The sequence below is a fragment of the Ornithinimicrobium sp. INDO-MA30-4 genome (assembly GCF_021535045.1).
Classification (GTDB): domain Bacteria; phylum Actinomycetota; class Actinomycetes; order Actinomycetales; family Dermatophilaceae; genus Ornithinicoccus.
On the sequence record NZ_CP091056.1, the window covers coordinates 689,482 to 706,654 of the forward strand.

Annotated in this window: 18 protein-coding genes, 1 tRNA gene and 5 pseudogenes; 19 read left to right on the forward strand and 5 right to left on the reverse strand. The window is 60.9% G+C overall.

Annotated elements, in window-relative coordinates; genetic code table 11:
- The first annotated feature begins 1 nt into the window (after position 1).
- The 3 genes from L0A91_RS03955 to L0A91_RS03965 all read left to right on the forward strand — a co-directional run bounded on the left by L0A91_RS03955 (position 2) and on the right by L0A91_RS03965 (position 962).
- Positions 2-448 carry a DNA polymerase thumb domain-containing protein gene (locus L0A91_RS03955; RefSeq protein WP_235245943.1) on the forward strand — a complete coding sequence of 149 codons (447 nt, stop codon included), beginning with the start codon at positions 2-4 and terminating at the stop codon, positions 446-448.
- Positions 448-708, forward strand: a complete 261-nt coding sequence (locus tag L0A91_RS03960; RefSeq protein WP_235245944.1) for a hypothetical protein — start codon at positions 448-450, stop codon at positions 706-708. Before L0A91_RS03955 ends, L0A91_RS03960 begins: the two co-directional genes overlap by 1 nt.
- 170 nt (positions 709-878) lie before the next feature.
- Positions 879-962 (forward strand) — tRNA-Leu (locus L0A91_RS03965).
- Between the two features lie 171 nt (positions 963-1,133).
- On the opposite strand, the gene L0A91_RS03970 is transcribed toward L0A91_RS03965, so the two are convergent.
- On the reverse strand, positions 1,134-1,307 hold the full coding sequence (locus L0A91_RS03970; protein ID WP_235245945.1) for a CsbD family protein: 174 nt from the start codon (positions 1,305-1,307) through the stop codon (positions 1,134-1,136).
- 358 nt (positions 1,308-1,665) lie between these two features.
- On the opposite strand from L0A91_RS03970, the gene L0A91_RS03975 reads away from it, so the two are divergent.
- The 3 genes and pseudogenes from L0A91_RS03975 to L0A91_RS03985 all read left to right on the forward strand — a co-directional run bounded on the left by L0A91_RS03975 (position 1,666) and on the right by L0A91_RS03985 (position 5,330).
- On the forward strand, positions 1,666-2,229 hold the full coding sequence (locus tag L0A91_RS03975; RefSeq protein ID WP_235245947.1) for a PadR family transcriptional regulator: 564 nt from the start codon (positions 1,666-1,668) through the stop codon (positions 2,227-2,229).
- 32 nt (positions 2,230-2,261) lie between these two features.
- Positions 2,262-3,812, forward strand: a complete 1,551-nt coding sequence (locus L0A91_RS03980) for an AarF/ABC1/UbiB kinase family protein (protein ID WP_235245948.1) — start codon at positions 2,262-2,264, stop codon at positions 3,810-3,812.
- Between the two features lie 187 nt (positions 3,813-3,999).
- Positions 4,000-5,330: pseudogene (locus L0A91_RS03985) on the forward strand (M20/M25/M40 family metallo-hydrolase).
- A 6-nt stretch (positions 5,331-5,336) separates the two neighbouring features.
- Here L0A91_RS03985 and L0A91_RS03990 read toward each other — a convergent pair.
- Positions 5,337-5,522 (reverse strand): DUF5703 family protein, encoded by a 186-nt coding sequence (locus L0A91_RS03990; RefSeq protein WP_235245949.1) that lies wholly within the window; start codon positions 5,520-5,522, stop codon positions 5,337-5,339.
- Between the two features lie 109 nt (positions 5,523-5,631).
- Here L0A91_RS03990 and L0A91_RS03995 point away from each other — a divergent pair, with 109 nt between their 5' ends.
- The 9 genes and pseudogenes from L0A91_RS03995 to mshC all read left to right on the forward strand — a co-directional run bounded on the left by L0A91_RS03995 (position 5,632) and on the right by mshC (position 10,422).
- On the forward strand, positions 5,632-5,967 hold the full coding sequence (locus tag L0A91_RS03995) for a primosomal protein (RefSeq protein WP_235245950.1): 336 nt from the start codon (positions 5,632-5,634) through the stop codon (positions 5,965-5,967).
- Positions 5,964-6,728 (forward strand): LLM class flavin-dependent oxidoreductase, encoded by a 765-nt coding sequence (locus L0A91_RS04000; protein WP_260115284.1) that lies wholly within the window; start codon positions 5,964-5,966, stop codon positions 6,726-6,728. Before L0A91_RS03995 ends, L0A91_RS04000 begins: the two co-directional genes overlap by 4 nt.
- Before the next feature lie 16 nt (positions 6,729-6,744).
- Positions 6,745-7,008 (forward strand): hypothetical protein, encoded by a 264-nt coding sequence (locus L0A91_RS17195; protein WP_260115285.1) that lies wholly within the window; start codon positions 6,745-6,747, stop codon positions 7,006-7,008.
- A 17-nt stretch (positions 7,009-7,025) separates the two neighbouring features.
- Positions 7,026-7,717, forward strand: a pseudogene (locus L0A91_RS04005) (MSMEG_4193 family putative phosphomutase).
- A 40-nt stretch (positions 7,718-7,757) separates the two neighbouring features.
- Complete coding sequence (locus tag L0A91_RS18265) at positions 7,758-7,856, forward strand: DUF3090 family protein (protein ID WP_311198133.1); 99 nt, start codon at positions 7,758-7,760, stop codon at positions 7,854-7,856.
- A 55-nt stretch (positions 7,857-7,911) separates the two neighbouring features.
- Positions 7,912-8,283: a DUF3090 family protein gene (locus L0A91_RS04010; protein WP_311197994.1), complete on the forward strand. Its 372-nt coding sequence runs from the start codon at positions 7,912-7,914 to the stop codon at positions 8,281-8,283.
- Between the two features lie 19 nt (positions 8,284-8,302).
- Positions 8,303-8,800 carry a hypothetical protein gene (locus tag L0A91_RS04015; RefSeq protein ID WP_235245951.1) on the forward strand — a complete coding sequence of 166 codons (498 nt, stop codon included), beginning with the start codon at positions 8,303-8,305 and terminating at the stop codon, positions 8,798-8,800.
- A complete protein-coding gene (locus tag L0A91_RS04020; protein WP_235245952.1) occupies positions 8,758-9,090 on the forward strand; it encodes a hypothetical protein in 333 nt (110 codons plus the stop codon). The genes L0A91_RS04015 and L0A91_RS04020 overlap by 43 nt, the downstream gene beginning before the upstream one ends.
- 54 nt (positions 9,091-9,144) lie before the next feature.
- Positions 9,145-10,422: a cysteine--1-D-myo-inosityl 2-amino-2-deoxy-alpha-D-glucopyranoside ligase gene (gene mshC / locus L0A91_RS04025; protein ID WP_235245953.1), complete on the forward strand. Its 1,278-nt coding sequence runs from the start codon at positions 9,145-9,147 to the stop codon at positions 10,420-10,422.
- A gap of 10 nt (positions 10,423-10,432) precedes the next feature.
- Here the strand turns inward: mshC and L0A91_RS04030 are convergent, their stop codons facing one another.
- Positions 10,433-11,284 (reverse strand): PAC2 family protein, encoded by an 852-nt coding sequence (locus L0A91_RS04030; RefSeq protein ID WP_235245954.1) that lies wholly within the window; start codon positions 11,282-11,284, stop codon positions 10,433-10,435.
- A 65-nt stretch (positions 11,285-11,349) separates the two neighbouring features.
- On the opposite strand from L0A91_RS04030, the gene L0A91_RS04035 reads away from it, so the two are divergent.
- Complete coding sequence (locus L0A91_RS04035) at positions 11,350-12,027, forward strand: HAD family phosphatase (RefSeq protein WP_235245956.1); 678 nt, start codon at positions 11,350-11,352, stop codon at positions 12,025-12,027.
- On the opposite strand, the pseudogene L0A91_RS04040 reads toward L0A91_RS04035, so the two are convergent.
- Positions 11,997-12,891 (reverse strand): annotated as a pseudogene (locus L0A91_RS04040) (RecB family exonuclease). The gene L0A91_RS04035 and the pseudogene L0A91_RS04040 overlap by 31 nt on opposite strands.
- A gap of 52 nt (positions 12,892-12,943) precedes the next feature.
- On the opposite strand from L0A91_RS04040, the gene L0A91_RS04045 reads away from it, so the two are divergent.
- From L0A91_RS04045 to arc, 3 genes and pseudogenes are all read left to right on the forward strand, one after another.
- Complete coding sequence (locus tag L0A91_RS04045) at positions 12,944-14,035, forward strand: site-2 protease family protein (RefSeq protein ID WP_235245957.1); 1,092 nt, start codon at positions 12,944-12,946, stop codon at positions 14,033-14,035.
- A pseudogene (locus tag L0A91_RS04050) lies at positions 14,035-15,114 on the forward strand (tRNA (adenine-N1)-methyltransferase). The gene L0A91_RS04045 and the pseudogene L0A91_RS04050 overlap by 1 nt, the downstream one beginning before the upstream one ends.
- A pseudogene (gene arc, locus L0A91_RS04055) lies at positions 15,107-16,724 on the forward strand (proteasome ATPase). The pseudogenes L0A91_RS04050 and arc overlap by 8 nt, the downstream one beginning before the upstream one ends.
- Here the strand turns inward: arc and L0A91_RS04060 are convergent.
- Positions 16,699-17,082 (reverse strand): DUF3054 domain-containing protein, encoded by a 384-nt coding sequence (locus L0A91_RS04060; RefSeq protein ID WP_235245959.1) that lies wholly within the window; start codon positions 17,080-17,082, stop codon positions 16,699-16,701. The pseudogene arc and the gene L0A91_RS04060 overlap by 26 nt on opposite strands.
- Positions 17,083-17,173 lie beyond the last annotated feature (91 nt).

Sequence of the window (17,173 nt, forward strand, 5' to 3'; positions counted from 1 at the left end):
AGTGCTGCACCCTATGCCGGTGCGGGCGCTCGCCGGGGTTGGCCCTGCCACCGGGGCGAAACTGCATACCTTGGGGGTGGAGACTGTCGCTGACTTGGCTGCCGCTGACCGTGACGTCCTCACATCCGTCTTTGGCTCCGCCCATGGAACAGGCTTGTATGCGCTGGCTCGGGCCCAAGACAATCGCGTTGTGGTATCAGAGCGAGCAGCCAAGAGCATCTCAGCGGAGGAGACCTTCGCCAGCGATGTCGTCGATCGACGGGTGCTGGACGCAGAGTTAAACCGACTCGTGGACAAGGTCACGGCACGACTCACGAGTTCGGTCGCTTTCGCCAAGACGGTAACGCTCAAAATTCGGTGGCATGACTTCACTACGGTGACCCGATCAGCGAGCCTGCCCTACGCCACGGGGACCCCGCAGTGCTCAGGCGTGAAGCCGATCGCTTAATGCAGGCAGTCGACGTCACGGGCGGACTCAGGCTGTTAGGCATGGGGGTGGCTGGGCTGACTGATCACGCACAGGACGAACTGGCTCTATTTGACACTGTCGTCGGCGCGGAAGCAGTAGATCCGGTTGAGCCAGCCCCCAGCGATGTCATCTCGCCAGACTTGGCCGGGACGCCCGTCGGTCGACGTTGGATCACCGGGCTTGATGTCCATCACGACGAGCACGGGGACGGCTGGGTCTGGGGAGCGGTCGCGGTGTAGTCACGGTCCGTTTTGAGGGTCCGAACACTGCGCCCGGGCGCATTCGAACTTTTGACACCTCCGATCCAGCCCTCAGCCTGGCCGAGCCGCCCGACTGGCGTGAGTCAAGGGCATAAAGGTAGTGTCACTCCTCGTTGCCTCGGCCTCATTGGTCGTGGAGACATCACCTTGTCCGGGTGGCGGAATGGCAGACGCGCTAGCTTGAGGTGCTAGTGCCCTTAACGGGCGTGGGGGTTCAAGTCCCCCTCCGGACACCGAAGAAATCGGGGCGAGCCACACGGCTCGCCCCGATTCTTTGCACCCCTGTGCCTTTTCACTCGCCATGATGCCGGTTGCCTGTGTGTCCTAGCAGACGAATAGGCACATGAGGACAGCACAATGCCCGACAAGCCGCAGCCTGACGGGCATCGTGGGAGAGGTTGAAGTCAGTTGTTGAAGGCGTCCTTGACATCTTCGCCAGCCTTCTTTGCAGCGGCTTCGGCCTGGTCGGCCTTGCCCTCTGCCTCGAGCGAGGCGTTGTCCGTGGCGTCTCCGGCTGCTTCCTTGGCCTTACCGGTCAAGTCCTCTGCAGCGTTCTTTGCCTTGTCTGCGAATCCCATGGGTTCTCCTTAGCGTCGGAAATAGAGGCCCATCAACGTTTTCACGCCGAATCTTTGAGCTGATCCCACGACTGTGGTCTCAGTCATGCAACTGATATTACCCCAGGACAGGGCGGATGGCAGCGATAGGTCCAGATCTCACTGGCTCCGCCAGCCCTGGCGCGCAGCCAAAGTCCAAGTATCAAGATCAGGCCCAACGCTGCGTACGCAGCAATCGCAAACGAGCCGATGAGGCAACGCGAACTCGACACCGGCATGTCGAGCGGTCGGGTTGCAGCCGCCAGTGCCGATTAGATTGGGCCGCCGATGAGCGCCAATTGGGTCCCGCGTAATGTTGTGTTGACACTTTGATCAGGCCATGAACCGGAGGATCCATGCACTCAAGCATGATGCACACGACACCAAGCTGTGGCTGCGCGAGGGCTTGAAGCCGTTGCGAAACATGGCCGGGCAGGTTCAAGAGATGGTCGCATCGAGCACGCCCCTTCACGCGGGGGCTGACATTCGTGCCGCAATCTTGTTGCTGCTCAGTGAGCAGCCTATGCACGGCTACCAACTCATTCGCGAGATATCTTCGCGCAGCGAAGGGCTGTGGCAACCGTCCCCGAGCGTTGTTTACCCCCAACTAGCGATGCTGGCCGACGAGGGCCTGGCCGTCGTTGAGCGCACCGATGGCAAAAAGCTATATCAACTGACCGACGAAGGCGAGGAAGCCGCTCGTCCGCTATTTGGTGTACCCGCGCCGTGGGCACCAGCGGATGACGAAGCCGGGGGCAGGCACAGCTATCAACGTGCGGCCACCCAATTAGCGCAGGCGGTTATCCAGCTCAAAGCGAGTGCCTCGCACCAGGAGGTTGATGCCGCCACCGAGGTCTTGCGCGATGCCCGCAGGCGTCTTTACGCGATCCTCGCCGAGGACTGAGCCATCGAAGACCTGCTGTTTATAACTGATCGATGACCTCGTCCCAATTGCGTGCGCGCTATTGGCGCATCGTTTTCTTCTTTGCCCGAGTGACGGCTTCTTTCATTTGGTTTGAGATCGTCCTGCGTCGCCTCAAAATGGGCGGTTTTGTTGCCCGCACCAGAGCCGAACGGACGCGCAAGGCAGCTGCTCGGTTTCGAGTGTTGGCTATCTCGATGGGTGGTCTGATGATCAAGGTGGGGCAGTTCCTCTCCGCACGGCTGGATGTGTTGCCGCCAGAGGTGATCAAAGAATTAGCTGATCTGCAAGACGAAGTGCCGCCCGAAGAGTTCGTGGCGGTGCAGGCCGTGGCCGAGTCTGAGCTTGCCTTGCCGCTAAGCAAGCAGTTTGCGAGTTTCGATCGGGTGCCCTTGGCAGCTGCTTCACTAGGTCAAGTCCATCGAGCAACCTTGCTTGCCGGTGACGCAGCCGAAGTGGGATTCGCTGACGTCGTGGTCAAGGTGCAACGCCCCGACATTCAGCAAATTATTGAAGTCGATCTATCGGCATTGCGCACAGTTGGGGGCTGGTTAGAGCGCTATCGACCCATTCGAAACCGGGCCGACATTCGAGCCTTGATTGAAGAGTTTGCCAAGACGACGTTGGAGGAGGTGGACTACCTCGAAGAGGCCGTCAACTTGGATGCCTTTGCCGCCAACTTTGCCCAGGACCCTCGGGTTGCCACTCCGGCGGTCCTGTGGGAGCTCAGCGGGCGTCGGCTTCTCACCTTGCAGGATGTCTCGGCCATCAAACTCACCGATCGTGACGCGGTGACTGCCGCCGGTATTGATCCGGTGGAGGTCGCTCAGGTCCTCGCTGACACGTTCTTGCAGCAGATCTTGATTGACGGCTTCTTTCACGCTGATCCACACCCCGGCAATATCTTCGTCACGCCTCGCACCGACTCATCAGCCGCAGACCTGGACTGGACGATGACGTTCATCGACTTCGGCATGTTTGGTCGCGTGCCCGAAGAGTTGCGTGGCGGTCTGCGCGACTTGCTGATCGCTGCAGGGTTGCGTGACAGCACCCGCTTTGTTGCCGGCCTGCAGCGGCTAGATCTTCTGCTGCCCAGCGCCGACCTGTGGCAAATCGAGTCTGCAGCTGAGCAGGTTTTTGACCGCTTCGGTGGACTGCGCATTGACGAGTTGCAGCAGATTGATCCCGAGGAATTGATTCGCTTCGGCTTGCAGTTCAGAGAACTACTGCTGGAGTTGCCATTTCAAGTCCCCAAGGACCTTCTCCTGCTTGGACGAGCCGTAGGCATCCTGTCAGGCAACTGCACAGCCCTCGATCCAGAATTTGATATCTGGGGCACGATCACCCCGTATGCGACGCAGCTGCTCGACGAAGATCGCTCAAGTCTGTCGGAGACGGTACAGAAGGAAGCCATCGAGTTAGGACGGCTAGCGCTAACCCTGCCGAGCCGCGCGGATCGAGTGCTAACCCTGGCTGAACGTGGACAACTCAAAGTTGATATGCCAGCGCTAGCCCGCAACTCGCGCGGCTGCAACGGTCTGCAGCCCGCACTAACGGGTTATTGATCTTTAGTGCCCTTCTGGTTTCGGGTGCCATCTTGTCCTCTGTAGACAAAGGCATTGGGCCGTGGTTGATAGGTCTCTCGCTGATCCCGGCGATATGGTCACTCGTGTTGGGGTTGCGCCGAGCTAAAGATTGATGGCCATGAACCGGTGCAGGGTCTGTACCGGCCTGAGGTCGTAGGGTGGCGCCATGGTCGATCAAACGATGATTAATCCTGAAGACGAAGTGGTGCGGATCTGCCGAGAGCTGATCCAAATCGATACGAGCAACTACGGCGATGGCTCCGGGCCGGGGAGAAGGCCGCTGCCGACTACGTGGTGGGTCTTCTTCGAGAAGTTGGTTTGGAGCCGATGGTCACTGAGTCTGACCCGGGGCGCACCAGTGTTGTTGTGCGGACACCTGGTCGTGACTCTTCGCGGCCTGGGCTAGTCCTGCACGGACACCTCGACGTCGTCCCGGCTCAAGCCGAAGACTGGTCAGTCGACCCGTTCGCAGCAGTTGAGAAAGACGGCATGATCTGGGGCCGCGGAGCCGTGGACATGAAGGACATGGACGCCATGCTGTTGGCCAACCTGCGCCACTTGGCCAGGACGGGGGAGAAGCCACCACGAGACATCGTCTGGGCCTTCTTTGCCGACGAGGAGGCCGGCGGAGTCAAGGGCGCGGGCCATGTCGTGGCTAATCATCCCGAGTGGTTTGAGGGTTGCACCGAAGCCATTAGTGAAGTCGGCGGCTACTCCGTCACGCTTCCGGACGCTGCCACTGGCGGCACCACCCGCGCCTACCTGTTGCAGACAGCTGAAAAGGGCATCGCCTGGTTGCGCCTTAAGGCACACGGCCGCGCTGGTCACGGCTCAGTCCCAAACGACGAGAACGCTGTTGTCCGCCTGGCCGAAGCAATCGCACGGATCAACGCACATGAGTGGCCTCGCACCTATATTGCCTCCGTGCAGGAACTGTTTGACGGCGTGGCCACGATCACCGGGCGCGACCTCGACTCAAAGGACCCCGAGGAGTTCCTTTCCCTATTGCGCGGAGCACGCCCCTTCGTTGAGGCGACCCTGCAAGACACCTCCAACTTCACCATGTTGGACAGCGGTTACAAGCACAACGTCATCCCCCGGTTTGCAACGGCCGCGTTGGACTGCCGCTTCCTGCCGGGTCACGAAGAAGAGATCATGTCGCTGATTGCGGAGTTAGCCGGCGAGCACGTCGAGATCGAGATCGTGCACAAGGACGTCGCGTTGGAGTCCGAGTCCGAAGGTGAACTCGTCGACTCCATGAAGGCAGCTTTGTTGAAGGAAGACCCCGGTGCTCGGGTATTGCCCTATTGCCTTTCCGGCGGCACCGATAACAAGCACCTTTCGCGGCTCGGCATCAACGGCTACGGCTTCGCTCCTCTGCGCCTGCCCGAAGACCTCGACTTTGTCGGTATGTTCCACGGGGTAGATGAGCGAGTGCCGGTTGACGCTCTCGAATTTGGGACACGAGTTTTGCGCCGCCTCATCCAGGACTGCTGAGGAGGGCTAGAGCGTGCGGCGCACCCGGATGATCTTGCGACGAAGCCAGGTGCGACGCATGCCGCCCAAGTAGAGCCGTACGCGGTAAAGCTCCCAGTGCCCATATTCGGCTTGCTCCGCTAGGGCCCGTCGCACATCCGAGCGGCTCGTCTCGCGCGGAAACGTGAGTGTCTGGAACTCGTATTCAGTCATGAGAGTCCTATCTTGAGTCGCATCGACTGCCCAATGCAACAGAGGTGCCTGGTTGATCATTCCTGGCCCGCCCCTCGTCGTGCACAGCGATCTGGGATAGCGTCACAACATGAATAGTGAGCCGCGCGCAGCGCTATTGGAACTGGTCGCAGCACTTGAGGCGCACCTCACCCTCGCCGAGCAGGAGGTGGGGGAGCATTCGCCAGACCTGTTGAGCGCATACCAGCGCATCGCTGACACATTCATGACCTACGACGACGCACTCTTAAGCGCGTTTGGCGAGGTCACGCCTCTTGATATCTACTCCGAGGACGATGACGACGGGGAGTTTGACGATGACGATGTCGAGCTAGTGGACCCGGATGATTTAGGCCCGGATGACCTCGACGACAACCTTGACGATGACGTTGAAGACGAAGAAACGGAAGAGGACAAAACACAATGAAGCTAGGCATTAGCTGCGGGTTCTGGGGGATGGGCCGGGACGCAGACAATCTCGCGTTGGCTCAGCGCGCCGACGAGTTGGGTGTCGACGTCTTTTGGGCCTCTGAAGCCTACGGACCCGATGCCGCTAGCGTCTTGGCCTGGGTGGGAGCACAAACCAAGAACATCGGGCTCGGTGCAGGGGTGCTGCAGATCCCTGGTCGCACGCCAGCGATGACCGCGATGACAGCGGGCAGCATCGACAACCTCAGCGGCGGCCGCTTCCGGTTGGGGCTAGGCGTTAGTGGCCCGCAGGTGTCTGAAGGGTGGCACGGGGTGGGGTTCGCCAAACCGCTGGGCCGCACCCGCGAGTATGTTTCGATCGTCCGCTCTGCTCTGGATCGCAAGCCAGTCTCGTATGAGGGGGAGCACTTCACCTTGCCCCTCCCAGATGGGGCCGGTAAAGCCTTGCGCCTCAACATCGTGCCGAACAAGCACCGCGTGCCGATCTACCTCGCGGCGGTCGGCCCGAAAAACTTGGAGCTTGCTGGTGAGTTAGCCGATGGCTGGTTGGGTGTATTCGTGTCCCCCGAGTATTTGGATGAGCAGATAGAGGGCCTCAAGCGTGGACAGGCGCGCCGGGCTGAAGCTCCTGAACACTTCGAAGTCGACGCGACCGTCCCGATCGCGGTTGGTGAAGACCTTGGTCGTTGCGCCTCGCTGATTGCCCCTATGCTGCGCTCTACGTCGGGGGATGGGCTCAAGGGAGCACAACTTCTATAACGCTCTGGCGTGCCGGATGGGCTACGAGGAGGCGGCCGCAGAGGTGCAGAATCTGTATCTCGACAAGAAGTGGCGCGAGGCCGCGGCGGCGATGCCGCAGCAGTTCATTGATGACACCAGCCTGCTGGGCAGTGGTACGCGTCTGGTCGAGCGGATGCAGCGCTACGCCGATGCGGGAGTGACCACCTTGACGATCGCTCCATGGGGCGAAACTCTGGCCGCTCGCGTGGAGGCGCTTGAGGCCGCGGTCGAGGCTGCAACAAAGGTCAAGGATCTCTGATGGCGATCTTGGTGTTGATGAGGCATGGACGCACCACTGCCAACGCGAGCGGCACTTTGGCCGGTTGGACCCCGGGCATTGGTCTTGACGATGTCGGCAAGGACCAGGCAAAACGGGTCGCCGAGCGGCTGCGGGGCACGCGGCTGACGATGGCGGCTTTGAGCCCTTGCAGCGCTGCCAGGAGACTGGTGAAACGGTGCTCCGGCACCAAGAGTTCCAAGTGGAAACGCGCACGGTCGAGGGCATCGGCGAGGCTAAGTACGGAGCCTGGACTGGCCGTCCACTCAAAGAACTGTCCAAGGAGTCGCTCTGGAAAGACGTACAGAGCGCGCCCAGCACGGTCACCTATCCACCGAGTGACGACTTTGAGAATGAGTCAATGTCCGCGATGCAGCAACGAGCCGTGGCTGCCATCAAATCGGCCGATGCGGAGGTCGAGAAGGCTGCAGGCCCCGGCGGCGTGTGGCTTGCGGTAAGTCATGGCGACGTCATCAAGGCTATTTTGGCTGAGGCAGTGGGCACCAATCTGGACGATTTTCAGCGCATCGTGGTTGACCCCGCCTCAGTCAGCATCATCCGCTACACGTCGGACCGCTCATATGTGGTGCGGATGAACGACACTGGCTCCGATGAGATCGACCTGCAGGGCCTCAGTAAAGCCGCCAGCACTGAGCAGGACGCCGCGGTGGGTGGGGGAGCCGGGCACTGACGGCAGTTTCTCGGGCCAGGATTAGGCTGGGGGTATGCCAATGATCGATTTTGAGCCTCCCGAGCGCTTTGTCGCTGACACAGTCGGCCCTCCCGGGCAGCGTGCCTTCTTTTGCAAGCCACCCAGGGCTCACACATAGTCACGGTTTCTTTGGAAAAGGAACAGGTGCGACTGCTGGGGAGAGCATTGGCGAGATGCTCGACAACGTTGCTCCCGAGGTTGGGTCAGAGTTGGCCGGTGAAGCGGTCGCTGACAACGCGCCGCTCGATACCCCAATCGAAGAAGACTTCCGCGTCCAACGGCTTAGCTTGGCCTGGGACGAGGAGCACAAGTCGGTCGTTGTGGAAGCACACGACGGCGAAGACGATGAGACCGACGAAGAAGGTGCCTCGAGCACCTCAATGATGCAAAGCCTGCGAGTTCATCTCAGCCCAGCATTTGCCCGTGCCTTCTCGCAACGCTGTGCGCGCGCTGTTGAGGGTGGTCGGCCAAACTGTCCGTTCTGTGGCAACCCGCTTGATCCCAGTGGACACATCTGCCCCCGAGCCAACGGCTACCGTCGGTGACCTCGGCTCCTGTGCCGGAGTGGCTAGCAACAGCCACGATGGAAATCGAGGATCGCTGCGGGAAGCCTCCAACGTCACGTTGCGCGTGCAGTTTCACGACGGTGACCAGGAGCGGGCGCTGGCGAAGGCGGTCTACAAACCCATTCAAGGTGAGCGGCCGCTGGACGACTTCCCCGAGGGGACGCTAGCGGGGCGCGAGGTCACCGCATACCTAGTCAGCGAATGGGGCGGCTGGGGTCTGGTGCCGCCCACGATTCTGCGTGATGGCCCGCTGGGTCTGGGATCAGTTCAAGTGTGGGTAGAAGTTGACGATTCCCTGGCGGGGCCGGCTTCTGGCCTTCTCGATGTCTTCCCGCCCGAAGGATTGGATGAGGGTTGGCTGCCCTTGGTCCAGGCACAAGGGCCAAGGGTGAGCCCCTGGTTGTGGCGCACGCCGACCATGAGCAGTTGGCGTCCTTGGCCGTTCTTGATGCGGTGCTCAACAACGCGGACCGCAAAGCTGCTCACATTGCGCTAGATCCGCAGGGCCGCCTCTGGGGATTCGACCACGGGCTGTGTGCTCACGACGAGCCAAAGTTGCGCAGCGTGCTGTGGGGCTGGGCTGGACAAAAGATCCCGGATGCTGACGTGGCACGCCTGCAACAACTACACGACCACCTCAACAACGGTGGCAGACGTGAGCTGTTGAGCTATCTGGACGAAGCCGAGGTCGAGGAATTAGCCGTCCGTGCTGATCTTCTACTTTCCGATCCGGTCTTTCCTGCCCTGCCAACCGATCGCTATCCGTTGCCCTGGCCATTGTGGTGACGAGAGTGCGCTCCCGTGGCGCGATCTGCTAGTCGTCCCGGTTAGGCTTGTGGAGTGAAAGCCTGGAACTCCGTCCCCGTGCCCCGTCTCGCCGGAGCAGTGCAGCCACTGCGGGTCTTTGACACCGCCACCGGGCAGTTGACTACCGTTCATCCCGAGGATGGACAGGCTGGTTTGTATGTCTGTGGCATCACCCCCTACGACGCCACTCACATGGGCCACGCCGCCACCTACGTCACCTTTGACTTGGTGAATCGCCTTTGGCGAGATGGTGGTCTGAGCGTCAACTACGTGCAGAACGTCACGGACGTCGACGAGCCGTTGCTAGAACGTGCCGAGCGCGATGGTGTTGCCTGGCAGGACTTGGCTGCTGGTGAGATTGCGCTGTTCTTTGAAGACATGGAAGCCCTACGAGTCTTGGCGCCACGACACTACGTTGGCGCGGTAGAAGGCATCCCCGACGACGTCTCTGCTGTCGAGCAATTGGTGGCCACCGGAGCGGCGTACTTCGTGCCAGTGCCCGAGGGCGCCGTCGATCCCGCAGCCCGAGGTGACGTCTACCTGGACCTATCTCAACAGCCTGGTTTTGGCTCGGTCTCTGGTTGGACCCGACCCGAGATGATGGCGGTGTTCGCAGATCGCGGTGGCGACCCGGATCGCGCTGGCAAGCGCGACCAACTTGACCCACTGCTCTGGCGCGCAGCTCGCCAGGGTGAGCCGTCTTGGCCTGGGGGCGACTTGGGCGACGGCCGTCCCGGCTGGCACATCGAGTGTTCGACCATTGCGTTGCGCTACCTCGGGGCAACCTTCCAGTTGCAGGGTGGCGGCAAAGACCTGACCTTCCCGCACCACGAGATGTCGGCGACGCAAGCGTGCGCTTTGACGGGTCGGAATGCATTTGCTCAGGCGTATGTGCACCAGGCGATGGTCGGTCTTGAAGGCGAAAAGATGAGCAAATCCAAGGGCAACTTGGTCTTGGTGTCGCGGCTTCGCCGGCAGGGCGTTGACCCGCTGGCTATCCGGTTGGCTTTGTTGGGTCATCACTACCGCAACGAGTGGTCCTGGACCGATCAGGACCTCGAAGCCGCGACGGAGCGCCTGGCCCAGTGGCGGGCGGCTGCTCAAGTGGCTCAGTCGACGACGCCAGCCAACACAGACGTTGTCACTCAGGTCATCACGGACGTCCGAACGCGCCTCACTGACGACTTGGACTCACCTGGCGCCGTTGAGGTCGTTGACGCGTGGGCCAACGCCACGGCGAGCGATTCATCGCAGGCCGGTGGCAGCGACATCGTTGAGGCCATTGACGCCCTGCTGGGCATTAAGCTTTAGGGCGGGGCCCTCACGCCGGGTCGGTGTCTCGTTTGCGTAGATAGCGCTCAAACTCGCGAGCGATTGCCTCACCGCTTGCTTCGGGCAGCTCGGTCTCTGACTGCTGGGCTTCGAGGGCGCGGACGTATTCTGCGATTTCATCGTCGGTCTCGGCGAGTTGGTTCACTCCGCGCTCCCAAGCCCGGGCGGCTTCGGTGACTTCACCGTCGTCAATAACAATGCCCAGCAGATCTTGGAGTCGCCCCAACAGCGACAACGTGGCCTTTGGCGAAGGAGCGCTGCCAGCGTAGTGCGGAATCCCGGCCCACAGAGACAAAGTCGGCAACCCCATTCGGTGGGCATGATCGCTGATCACGCCAATCACTCCGGTAGGACCCTGATAAGTGCTGCGGTCGACCTCATCGCCTTCGCTGTGCAGCGATTCTTCTTCGCTGCTCACACCAACCGGGATGGGTCGGGTGTGCGGCACATCCGAAAGCAGGCCGCCTAACGTGATGACCATCTCGACATCCAAGCCTTCCAGATAGTCAACGATCTCGTTGGTGAAACTGCGCCACTTCACCGAGGGCTCGATGCCCTGAATGAGGACTACATCGCGGTCCAGGGGAGTGTAACGGGCCACGAGAATGCGCGTGCTTGGCCAACGAATCGAACTGACCCCTGCAATGCGCACCACGTGGGGGCGATTGACCTGAAAGTCGTAGTAGTCCTCTGGATCGACCATGGCGACCTCTTGGGCGGCCCAGACCTGGCTGAGATGCCGAATCACACCACTGGCAGACTCACCAGCATCATTCCAACCAGCGAAGGCTGCTAGCACGATGGGCTCTTTAAGCGGGCCGATCTCCGATAGTTCAATCAAAGCCGGGCCACCTCCTCAATAGTGTCGCTAACCACACCCTACGGCGGGGACCGTAGGATCGCGGTGTGGCCATCAACAACGATTTACCAGATGCCGTCCTGTGGGACATGGATGGCACGCTGATAGACACCGAGCCCTACTGGATTGCAGAGGAGAAGTCACTGGTCGCAGACGCAGGAGGCGTGTGGACCGACGAGGACGCACATCAACTGGTCGGCAACCCACTAGCCGTCTCTGCGCAGATCTTGATCGACAACACTCCGGTCACGGGTTCAGTGGAGGCCATCGTCAATCGCTTGTTGACTCGCGTGGTGCACCGCGTAAAACACCATATGCCATGGAGGCCCGGTGCGCGCGATCTGTTAATCGAGCTTAACCGGACCGGTGTGCCCTGTGCGCTGGTCACTATGTCGTACACCGAATTAGCGGAAATCTTGATTGAGGAACTCCCACCGGGCACATTCTCTGCCGTCATCACTGGTGACATCGTCGCCAATGGCAAACCACACCCAGAGCCCTATCTCACCGCGGTAGCCGCATTAGAGGTTCGGCCCGAAAACTGTATAGCTATTGAGGATTCGCCGACTGGTACTAAGTCAGCTGTGGCTGCAGGGGTGCCCACTATCGCAGTGCCGCACACCGTGCCCGTCCCGTACATCACCGGGTCAGTGCAGGTGGACTCACTGCTCGGGGTGAGTGCCGCTGACTTGAATCAACTGGTTTCGACGGCCGCTTCCACCTGAGTCGGTGCCGCCTCGGGTTGTTGCGCACCATCAGCAGTCGCGCGACGTGATGGTGGGTTAAGGGCACGTTCAAGCGCATCATCGGGTAACGGTGGGGGAGTGCCGCCGAACTCCGGACAGACATCTTGGTGGTGGCAAAACGAACACAATCGTGATTTTTGGGGCGCCAGTCGCCATTGCGGGCTGCCACTTCAATGGCTGCCCAGAGCGCCTGCATCTTGCGCTCGGTGGCCACTAACTCGGCTTCAACTGGCTCGTACCGCAAGATCTGCGCGTCCTTGAGATAAACCAGTTGCAGCATGGTTGGAATCACACCACGGGTGCGCCACAACACCAGGGCATAGAACTTCATTTGGAAGAGGGCCTTGCCCTCGAAGAGCTCCGACGGAGACCTGCCCGTCTTGTAATCGACAACGCGCAACCGACCATCAGGTGCGACGTCCAAACGGTCAACGTAGCCACGCAAGGTCAGGCCCTCCACTGCGCCTCCACGTAAAGCTCGCGTTCGGCGGGCTCAAGAAACTGGGGGTTTTCTAAGGTGAACCAACGCTGCACCAAATCGCCGGCGTCGGCCAGCCACTTGGTCAGGTCGGGGACCCCCTCACCCCCGTCACATAGGGCTGCAAACTCTGGCTCCTGCTCGACGAGCTGATCCCATTGCTCGGGCAACAAGCCGATGGTGGCTTCAGGGGTGCGCTGTTCGGCTGGCAAATCGAAGATGCGCTCGAGGGCTGCGTGGACCAGCGTGCCCCTGGCAGCAGCCGGGCTGGCCGGCTCAGGCAACTTGTCGATGACGCGGTAGCGATAGAGCAGCGGGCACTGCATGAAGTCCGATGCCCGGCTGGGAGAAAGTGCTGCGCTCATGAGGATCACTGTAGGCATGAGGACTGACAGACCGGCCACGTATGGTGATGGCATGGTGCAGCGGAGCCGGTCCTGGCAACTAGGAAGTTTGGCTGGCATCCCGATATTTCTGGGGCGTTCGTGGGTCTTGATCGCCGCCTTGATCACGGTGTTCTTTGGCCCGCTAGTCGAGTCGCTGGTGCCCGAAGCACGCCTCAACGGATACCTCGTCGCGTTCTTTTTCGCGGTTCTGCTGCTGTTGTCGGTGTTGGCTCACGAAGCAGCCCACGCCCTGACGGCAAGGTCCTTGGGGTATCGGGTCAATCGCATCGTGGCTGACTTTTGGGGCGGGCACACCGCTTATGACGGCACGGGCAGCACGCCCGGCCGCGCTGCGCTCGTCGCAGTGTCTGGGCCGTTAGCCAACGCGGGCTTGGCTGTGGTGGGTTTCGGTCTGGCCCAGGCCGTCCCGGCAGGCCAAGTTCCTTGGCTATTGCTCACCACCTTTACTACGGCCAACGCCTTTGTCGCTGCCTTCAATCTGTTGCCGGGCCTTCCCTTAGATGGCGGGTTCCTCGTTGACTCCCTGGTCTGGAAGGTATCCGGCAGTCGCGGCATGGGCACTCTTGTGGCGGGTTGGTGTGGGCGAGCGCTCGTTATCCTGCTTGCTTTCTGGGCTCTCGTCTTTCCCCTCATCGAGCAGAATGGCTTTGACCTCACTCGGGTCATTTGGGTCGGGCTCATCAGCTTCTTCCTCTGGCAAGGGGCTTCTGTGGCTATTGCTTCCGGCGCGGCGCGACGTCATTTTGAGGCCACCACGATCGACCGGGTTGCCCGTCCCGCCAGTGTTGTTTCTGTTGCTGACCTGATCGGGGACATTCCCTGGTCGAGCGCCGGAGTCTGGCTGGTGCGCAACGACGCGGGCGCACTGGTCGGCATCGTGGACGAGACCGCGCGGCGTGCGATCCCCACGGCGCAGGCACAACTAGCAACAGTGCGCTCAGTGACTCGTCAGCAGCCGGAGGGCTGGGCCATGAGTGCCGACCCTGCTGATGACGTGACTGCTGTCGTCGTGCAGATGCAAAAACTGCAGCAGCCGTTCATCGCCCTCGAGGTTTCGGAGCCGCCGACCTTCCGCATCATTCTGGCCACCGACCTCGACTGATGCGGAGTCCGCAGAGAGTCTCACCTAGACTCGCGCAAGTGACGAACCCGGCAACAGGAGCAAATGTGCGACGTGGACCCTTCCGCGTCGGCGATCGCGTGCAGCTCACCGACCCCAAGGGTCGGATGCACACCATCACCTTGGAGGAGGGCAAAGAGTTTCACACCCATCGTGGCCACATTAAGCACGATGACTTGATCGGCAATCCAGACGGCACCGTGGTGAAGCACACCGTTGGGACCGAATACCTCGCTCTGCGGCCCCTGCTGTCTGACTATGTGCTCTCCATGCCCCGTGGCGCCCAGGTGGTCTATCCCAAAGATGCTGGACAGATCGTCACGATGGCCGATATTTTTCCCGGGGCACGGGTGGTCGAGGCTGGTGTCGGCTCCGGGGCTCTCAGTCTTTCCTTGCTCCGAGCTGTGGGGGATCAAGGCCAACTCTTTTCCTTCGAACGTCGCGAAGACTTTGCCGAGATTGCCAAGGCCAATGGCCGGGTATTTTTGGTGAGGACCACCGGCCTGGCAGGTCACCGTTGGCGACCTCGTCGAAACGCTGCCGAGCACGGTTGAAAGTCACAGCATTGACCGCATTGTTCTCGACATGTTGGCCCCGTGGGAGTGCCTTGACGTTGTCGCCGATGCCCTTGCGCCCGGTGGCGTGCTGATTTGCTACGTCGCCACGGCCACCCAGTTGTCGCGTGTCGCCGAAGCTGCTCGCCTGCACGGATCGTTCACCGAGCCGCAGGCCTGGGAGTCGATGGTCCGAGGCTGGCACCTTGAGGGGTTGTCAGTGCGGCCAGAGCACCGGATGCACGGACATACCGGCTTCTTGATCACCGTGCGTCGGCTAGCGCCGGGCTCAAGCGCCCCCACGTCTCAAAGCGACCCGCCAAGGGTGCCTACGGCGAGGACTACACGCCGGTGGATGAGGAGTGGACCCCCGAAGACGTGGGGGAGCGGGTGAAGTCTGACAAGCGCTTGCGAAGGGTCCGCAGGGACGCGGTGGCTAATGCCGAGCTTTCCGTTCCGCAAGACCCGACGGAGGACGAATCACCTGCGGAGGCCGGGGATGAGTGAGGCTCGAGAGCGTCACCTAGAGCAACAAGTGAAGGCGCTAAATACCCGCCTACATGAGGCCAGCGCGAGCAATCAAAAGCTGACCGACACGCTGCAGCAAGCGAGGTCGAAAATCGTCTCATTGCGCGAGGACTTGGAGGCTCTGGGCACCCCACCGCTCAGCTTCGGTGTCGTCCTTGAGTCGAGCGACGCAAAACTTGTCGATGTTTTGTTCGCAGGACGCAAGGTCCGGGTGCAGTGCAGCTCAGAGATTGATCGCACCGACTTGTCGCCGGGCCGCGAGGTCTTGCTTAACGAAGCCCAAGCCATCGTTGCCATTGGCAACTTTGAGACGGTCGGCGACATTGTGGTTGTCAAGGAAGCCCTCGACGTCGGGCGCCTCCTCGTCATGGTGCGCGGCGAGGAGGAGCGCGTCGTCCGCACGGCCGGTCCGCTTCTCGATCTGACTATTCGCCCTGGCGACATGCTGTTGCTCGATAGCAAGAGTGGATTCGCCACTGAACGCATCGCCGCCCCCGAGGTCTCCGATCTGGTCCTTGAGACTGTGCCTGACATCGACTACTCCGACATTGGCGGATTAGGCCCGCAAATCGCCCAAATCCACGATGCGATTGAGTTGCCCTTTTGCACCGCAAGTTGTTTGCGGAGCATCAACTCACACCACCCCAGGGCGTCCTGCTGTATGGCCCCCCTGGATGCGGCAAGACGCTGATCGCCAAGGCTGTTGCTGCTTCGCTCGCTCGCCAGGCTGCGCAGCGATCAGGTCAGGAGACACCGCAGAGTTTCTTTCTGAACATTAAGGGACCCGAACTGCTGAACAAGTATGTGGGTGAGACTGAGCGCCACATCCGCCTGGTCTTCCAACGGGCCAGGGACACCGCCACCGCCGGTTACCCGGTGATTGTCTTCTTTGACGAGATGGAATCGCTATTTCGCACCAGGGGATCAGGCGTCTCCTCGGACGTCGAGACCACGATCGTGCCGCAGTTGCTCGCCGAAATCGATGGCGTTGAGCAACTCGACAATGTGATCATCATTGGTGCCTCTAACCGCGAAGACATGATCGACCCCGCCATCCTGCGACCCGGTCGATTGGACCTCAAAATCAAGATCGAGCGACCGGATGCCAGTGGTGCCCGAGAGATCTTTAGTAAATATCTGACCGATGAAGTCCCGGTTCACGATGACGACTTGGCGGAGCACGACGGCGATTTGGCCAGCACGTTGTCCGGGATGATCGCCGCTGTCGTGGAGCGGATGTATGCGCCGTTGGAGCAGAATCGTTTTCTTGAGGTCACGTATGCGAGTGGGCGCAGTGAAGTGCTCTATTTCGCCGACTTCGCCTCAGGCGCGATGATCCGCAACATCGTCGACCGTGCCAAAAGATCGCGATCAAAGCGTATCTAGATGGCGAAAAACGCGGCCTGCGGGTTCAACACCTCATCAGTGCGTGTGAAGCTGAGTTCAGGGAAAACGAAGATCTGCCCAACACGGCTAACCCGGACGATTGGGCGCGCGTGTCCGGGCGCCGCCAGGAGCGGATTGCTTATCTGCGACCGCTCTCGGGTGCGCATGCACAGACCCTCACGCTGTCGGACGAAGGTAACTAGCAGCGAGGTGCGAGAGGGCGAAGCCCGCGGTCAAGGTCAGAGTTGCGACCGCAACGAAGGCTAGCGCCGCTCCATCGCCAGTCAGCAACCGCAGAATCATGCCCACTGCAACGGTTGGCAGCGCCAAGCCAATAGCCTGCTGCCACCACGTTCGGACCGAGAGACTTCCGCGAACGACGCCTAGCCATCCCGCCAGCGCTAGTCCGATCAGGAATGGCCAAGCAGTGTCGGCGATCCCCAGAATGCTCAGACCTTCGGCGTGATTGCTCCGACCAGCCGCCGCGAAGGCGATCACCACCACGGCATCGACCCCGAGGCCGGTGAGCACGGAGCGCGCGAGGGAGGGTGTTGTAAGCATGGACGTATTCTCATGCATGCCGCGAGGCTGAGCCCGATCGGTTCACTACAGTGCTGAGGTGAGTCCCCACTTTTGAGTTATAGGAGCATTC

Excerpts from the sequence above, each read along its gene's own strand:
- L0A91_RS03960 (WP_235245944.1), top strand. The coding sequence starts at position 448 with ATGCAGGCAGTCGACGTCACGGGCGGACTCAGGCTGTTAGGCATGGGG.
- L0A91_RS03970 (WP_235245945.1), bottom strand. The coding sequence starts at position 1,307 with ATGGGATTCGCAGACAAGGCAAAGAACGCTGCAGAGGACTTGACCGGT.
- L0A91_RS03975 (WP_235245947.1), top strand. The coding sequence starts at position 1,666 with ATGAACCGGAGGATCCATGCACTCAAGCATGATGCACACGACACCAAG.
- L0A91_RS03980 (WP_235245948.1), top strand. The coding sequence starts at position 2,262 with ATGACCTCGTCCCAATTGCGTGCGCGCTATTGGCGCATCGTTTTCTTC.
- L0A91_RS03990 (WP_235245949.1), bottom strand. The coding sequence starts at position 5,522 with ATGACTGAATACGAGTTCCAGACACTCACGTTTCCGCGCGAGACGAGC.
- L0A91_RS03995 (WP_235245950.1), top strand. The coding sequence starts at position 5,632 with ATGAATAGTGAGCCGCGCGCAGCGCTATTGGAACTGGTCGCAGCACTT.
- L0A91_RS04000 (WP_260115284.1), top strand. The coding sequence starts at position 5,964 with ATGAAGCTAGGCATTAGCTGCGGGTTCTGGGGGATGGGCCGGGACGCA.
- L0A91_RS17195 (WP_260115285.1), top strand. The coding sequence starts at position 6,745 with ATGGGCTACGAGGAGGCGGCCGCAGAGGTGCAGAATCTGTATCTCGAC.
- L0A91_RS18265 (WP_311198133.1), top strand. The coding sequence starts at position 7,758 with ATGATCGATTTTGAGCCTCCCGAGCGCTTTGTCGCTGACACAGTCGGC.
- L0A91_RS04010 (WP_311197994.1), top strand. The coding sequence starts at position 7,912 with ATGCTCGACAACGTTGCTCCCGAGGTTGGGTCAGAGTTGGCCGGTGAA.
- L0A91_RS04045 (WP_235245957.1), top strand. The coding sequence starts at position 12,944 with ATGGTGCAGCGGAGCCGGTCCTGGCAACTAGGAAGTTTGGCTGGCATC.
- L0A91_RS04060 (WP_235245959.1), bottom strand. The coding sequence starts at position 17,082 with ATGCTTACAACACCCTCCCTCGCGCGCTCCGTGCTCACCGGCCTCGGG.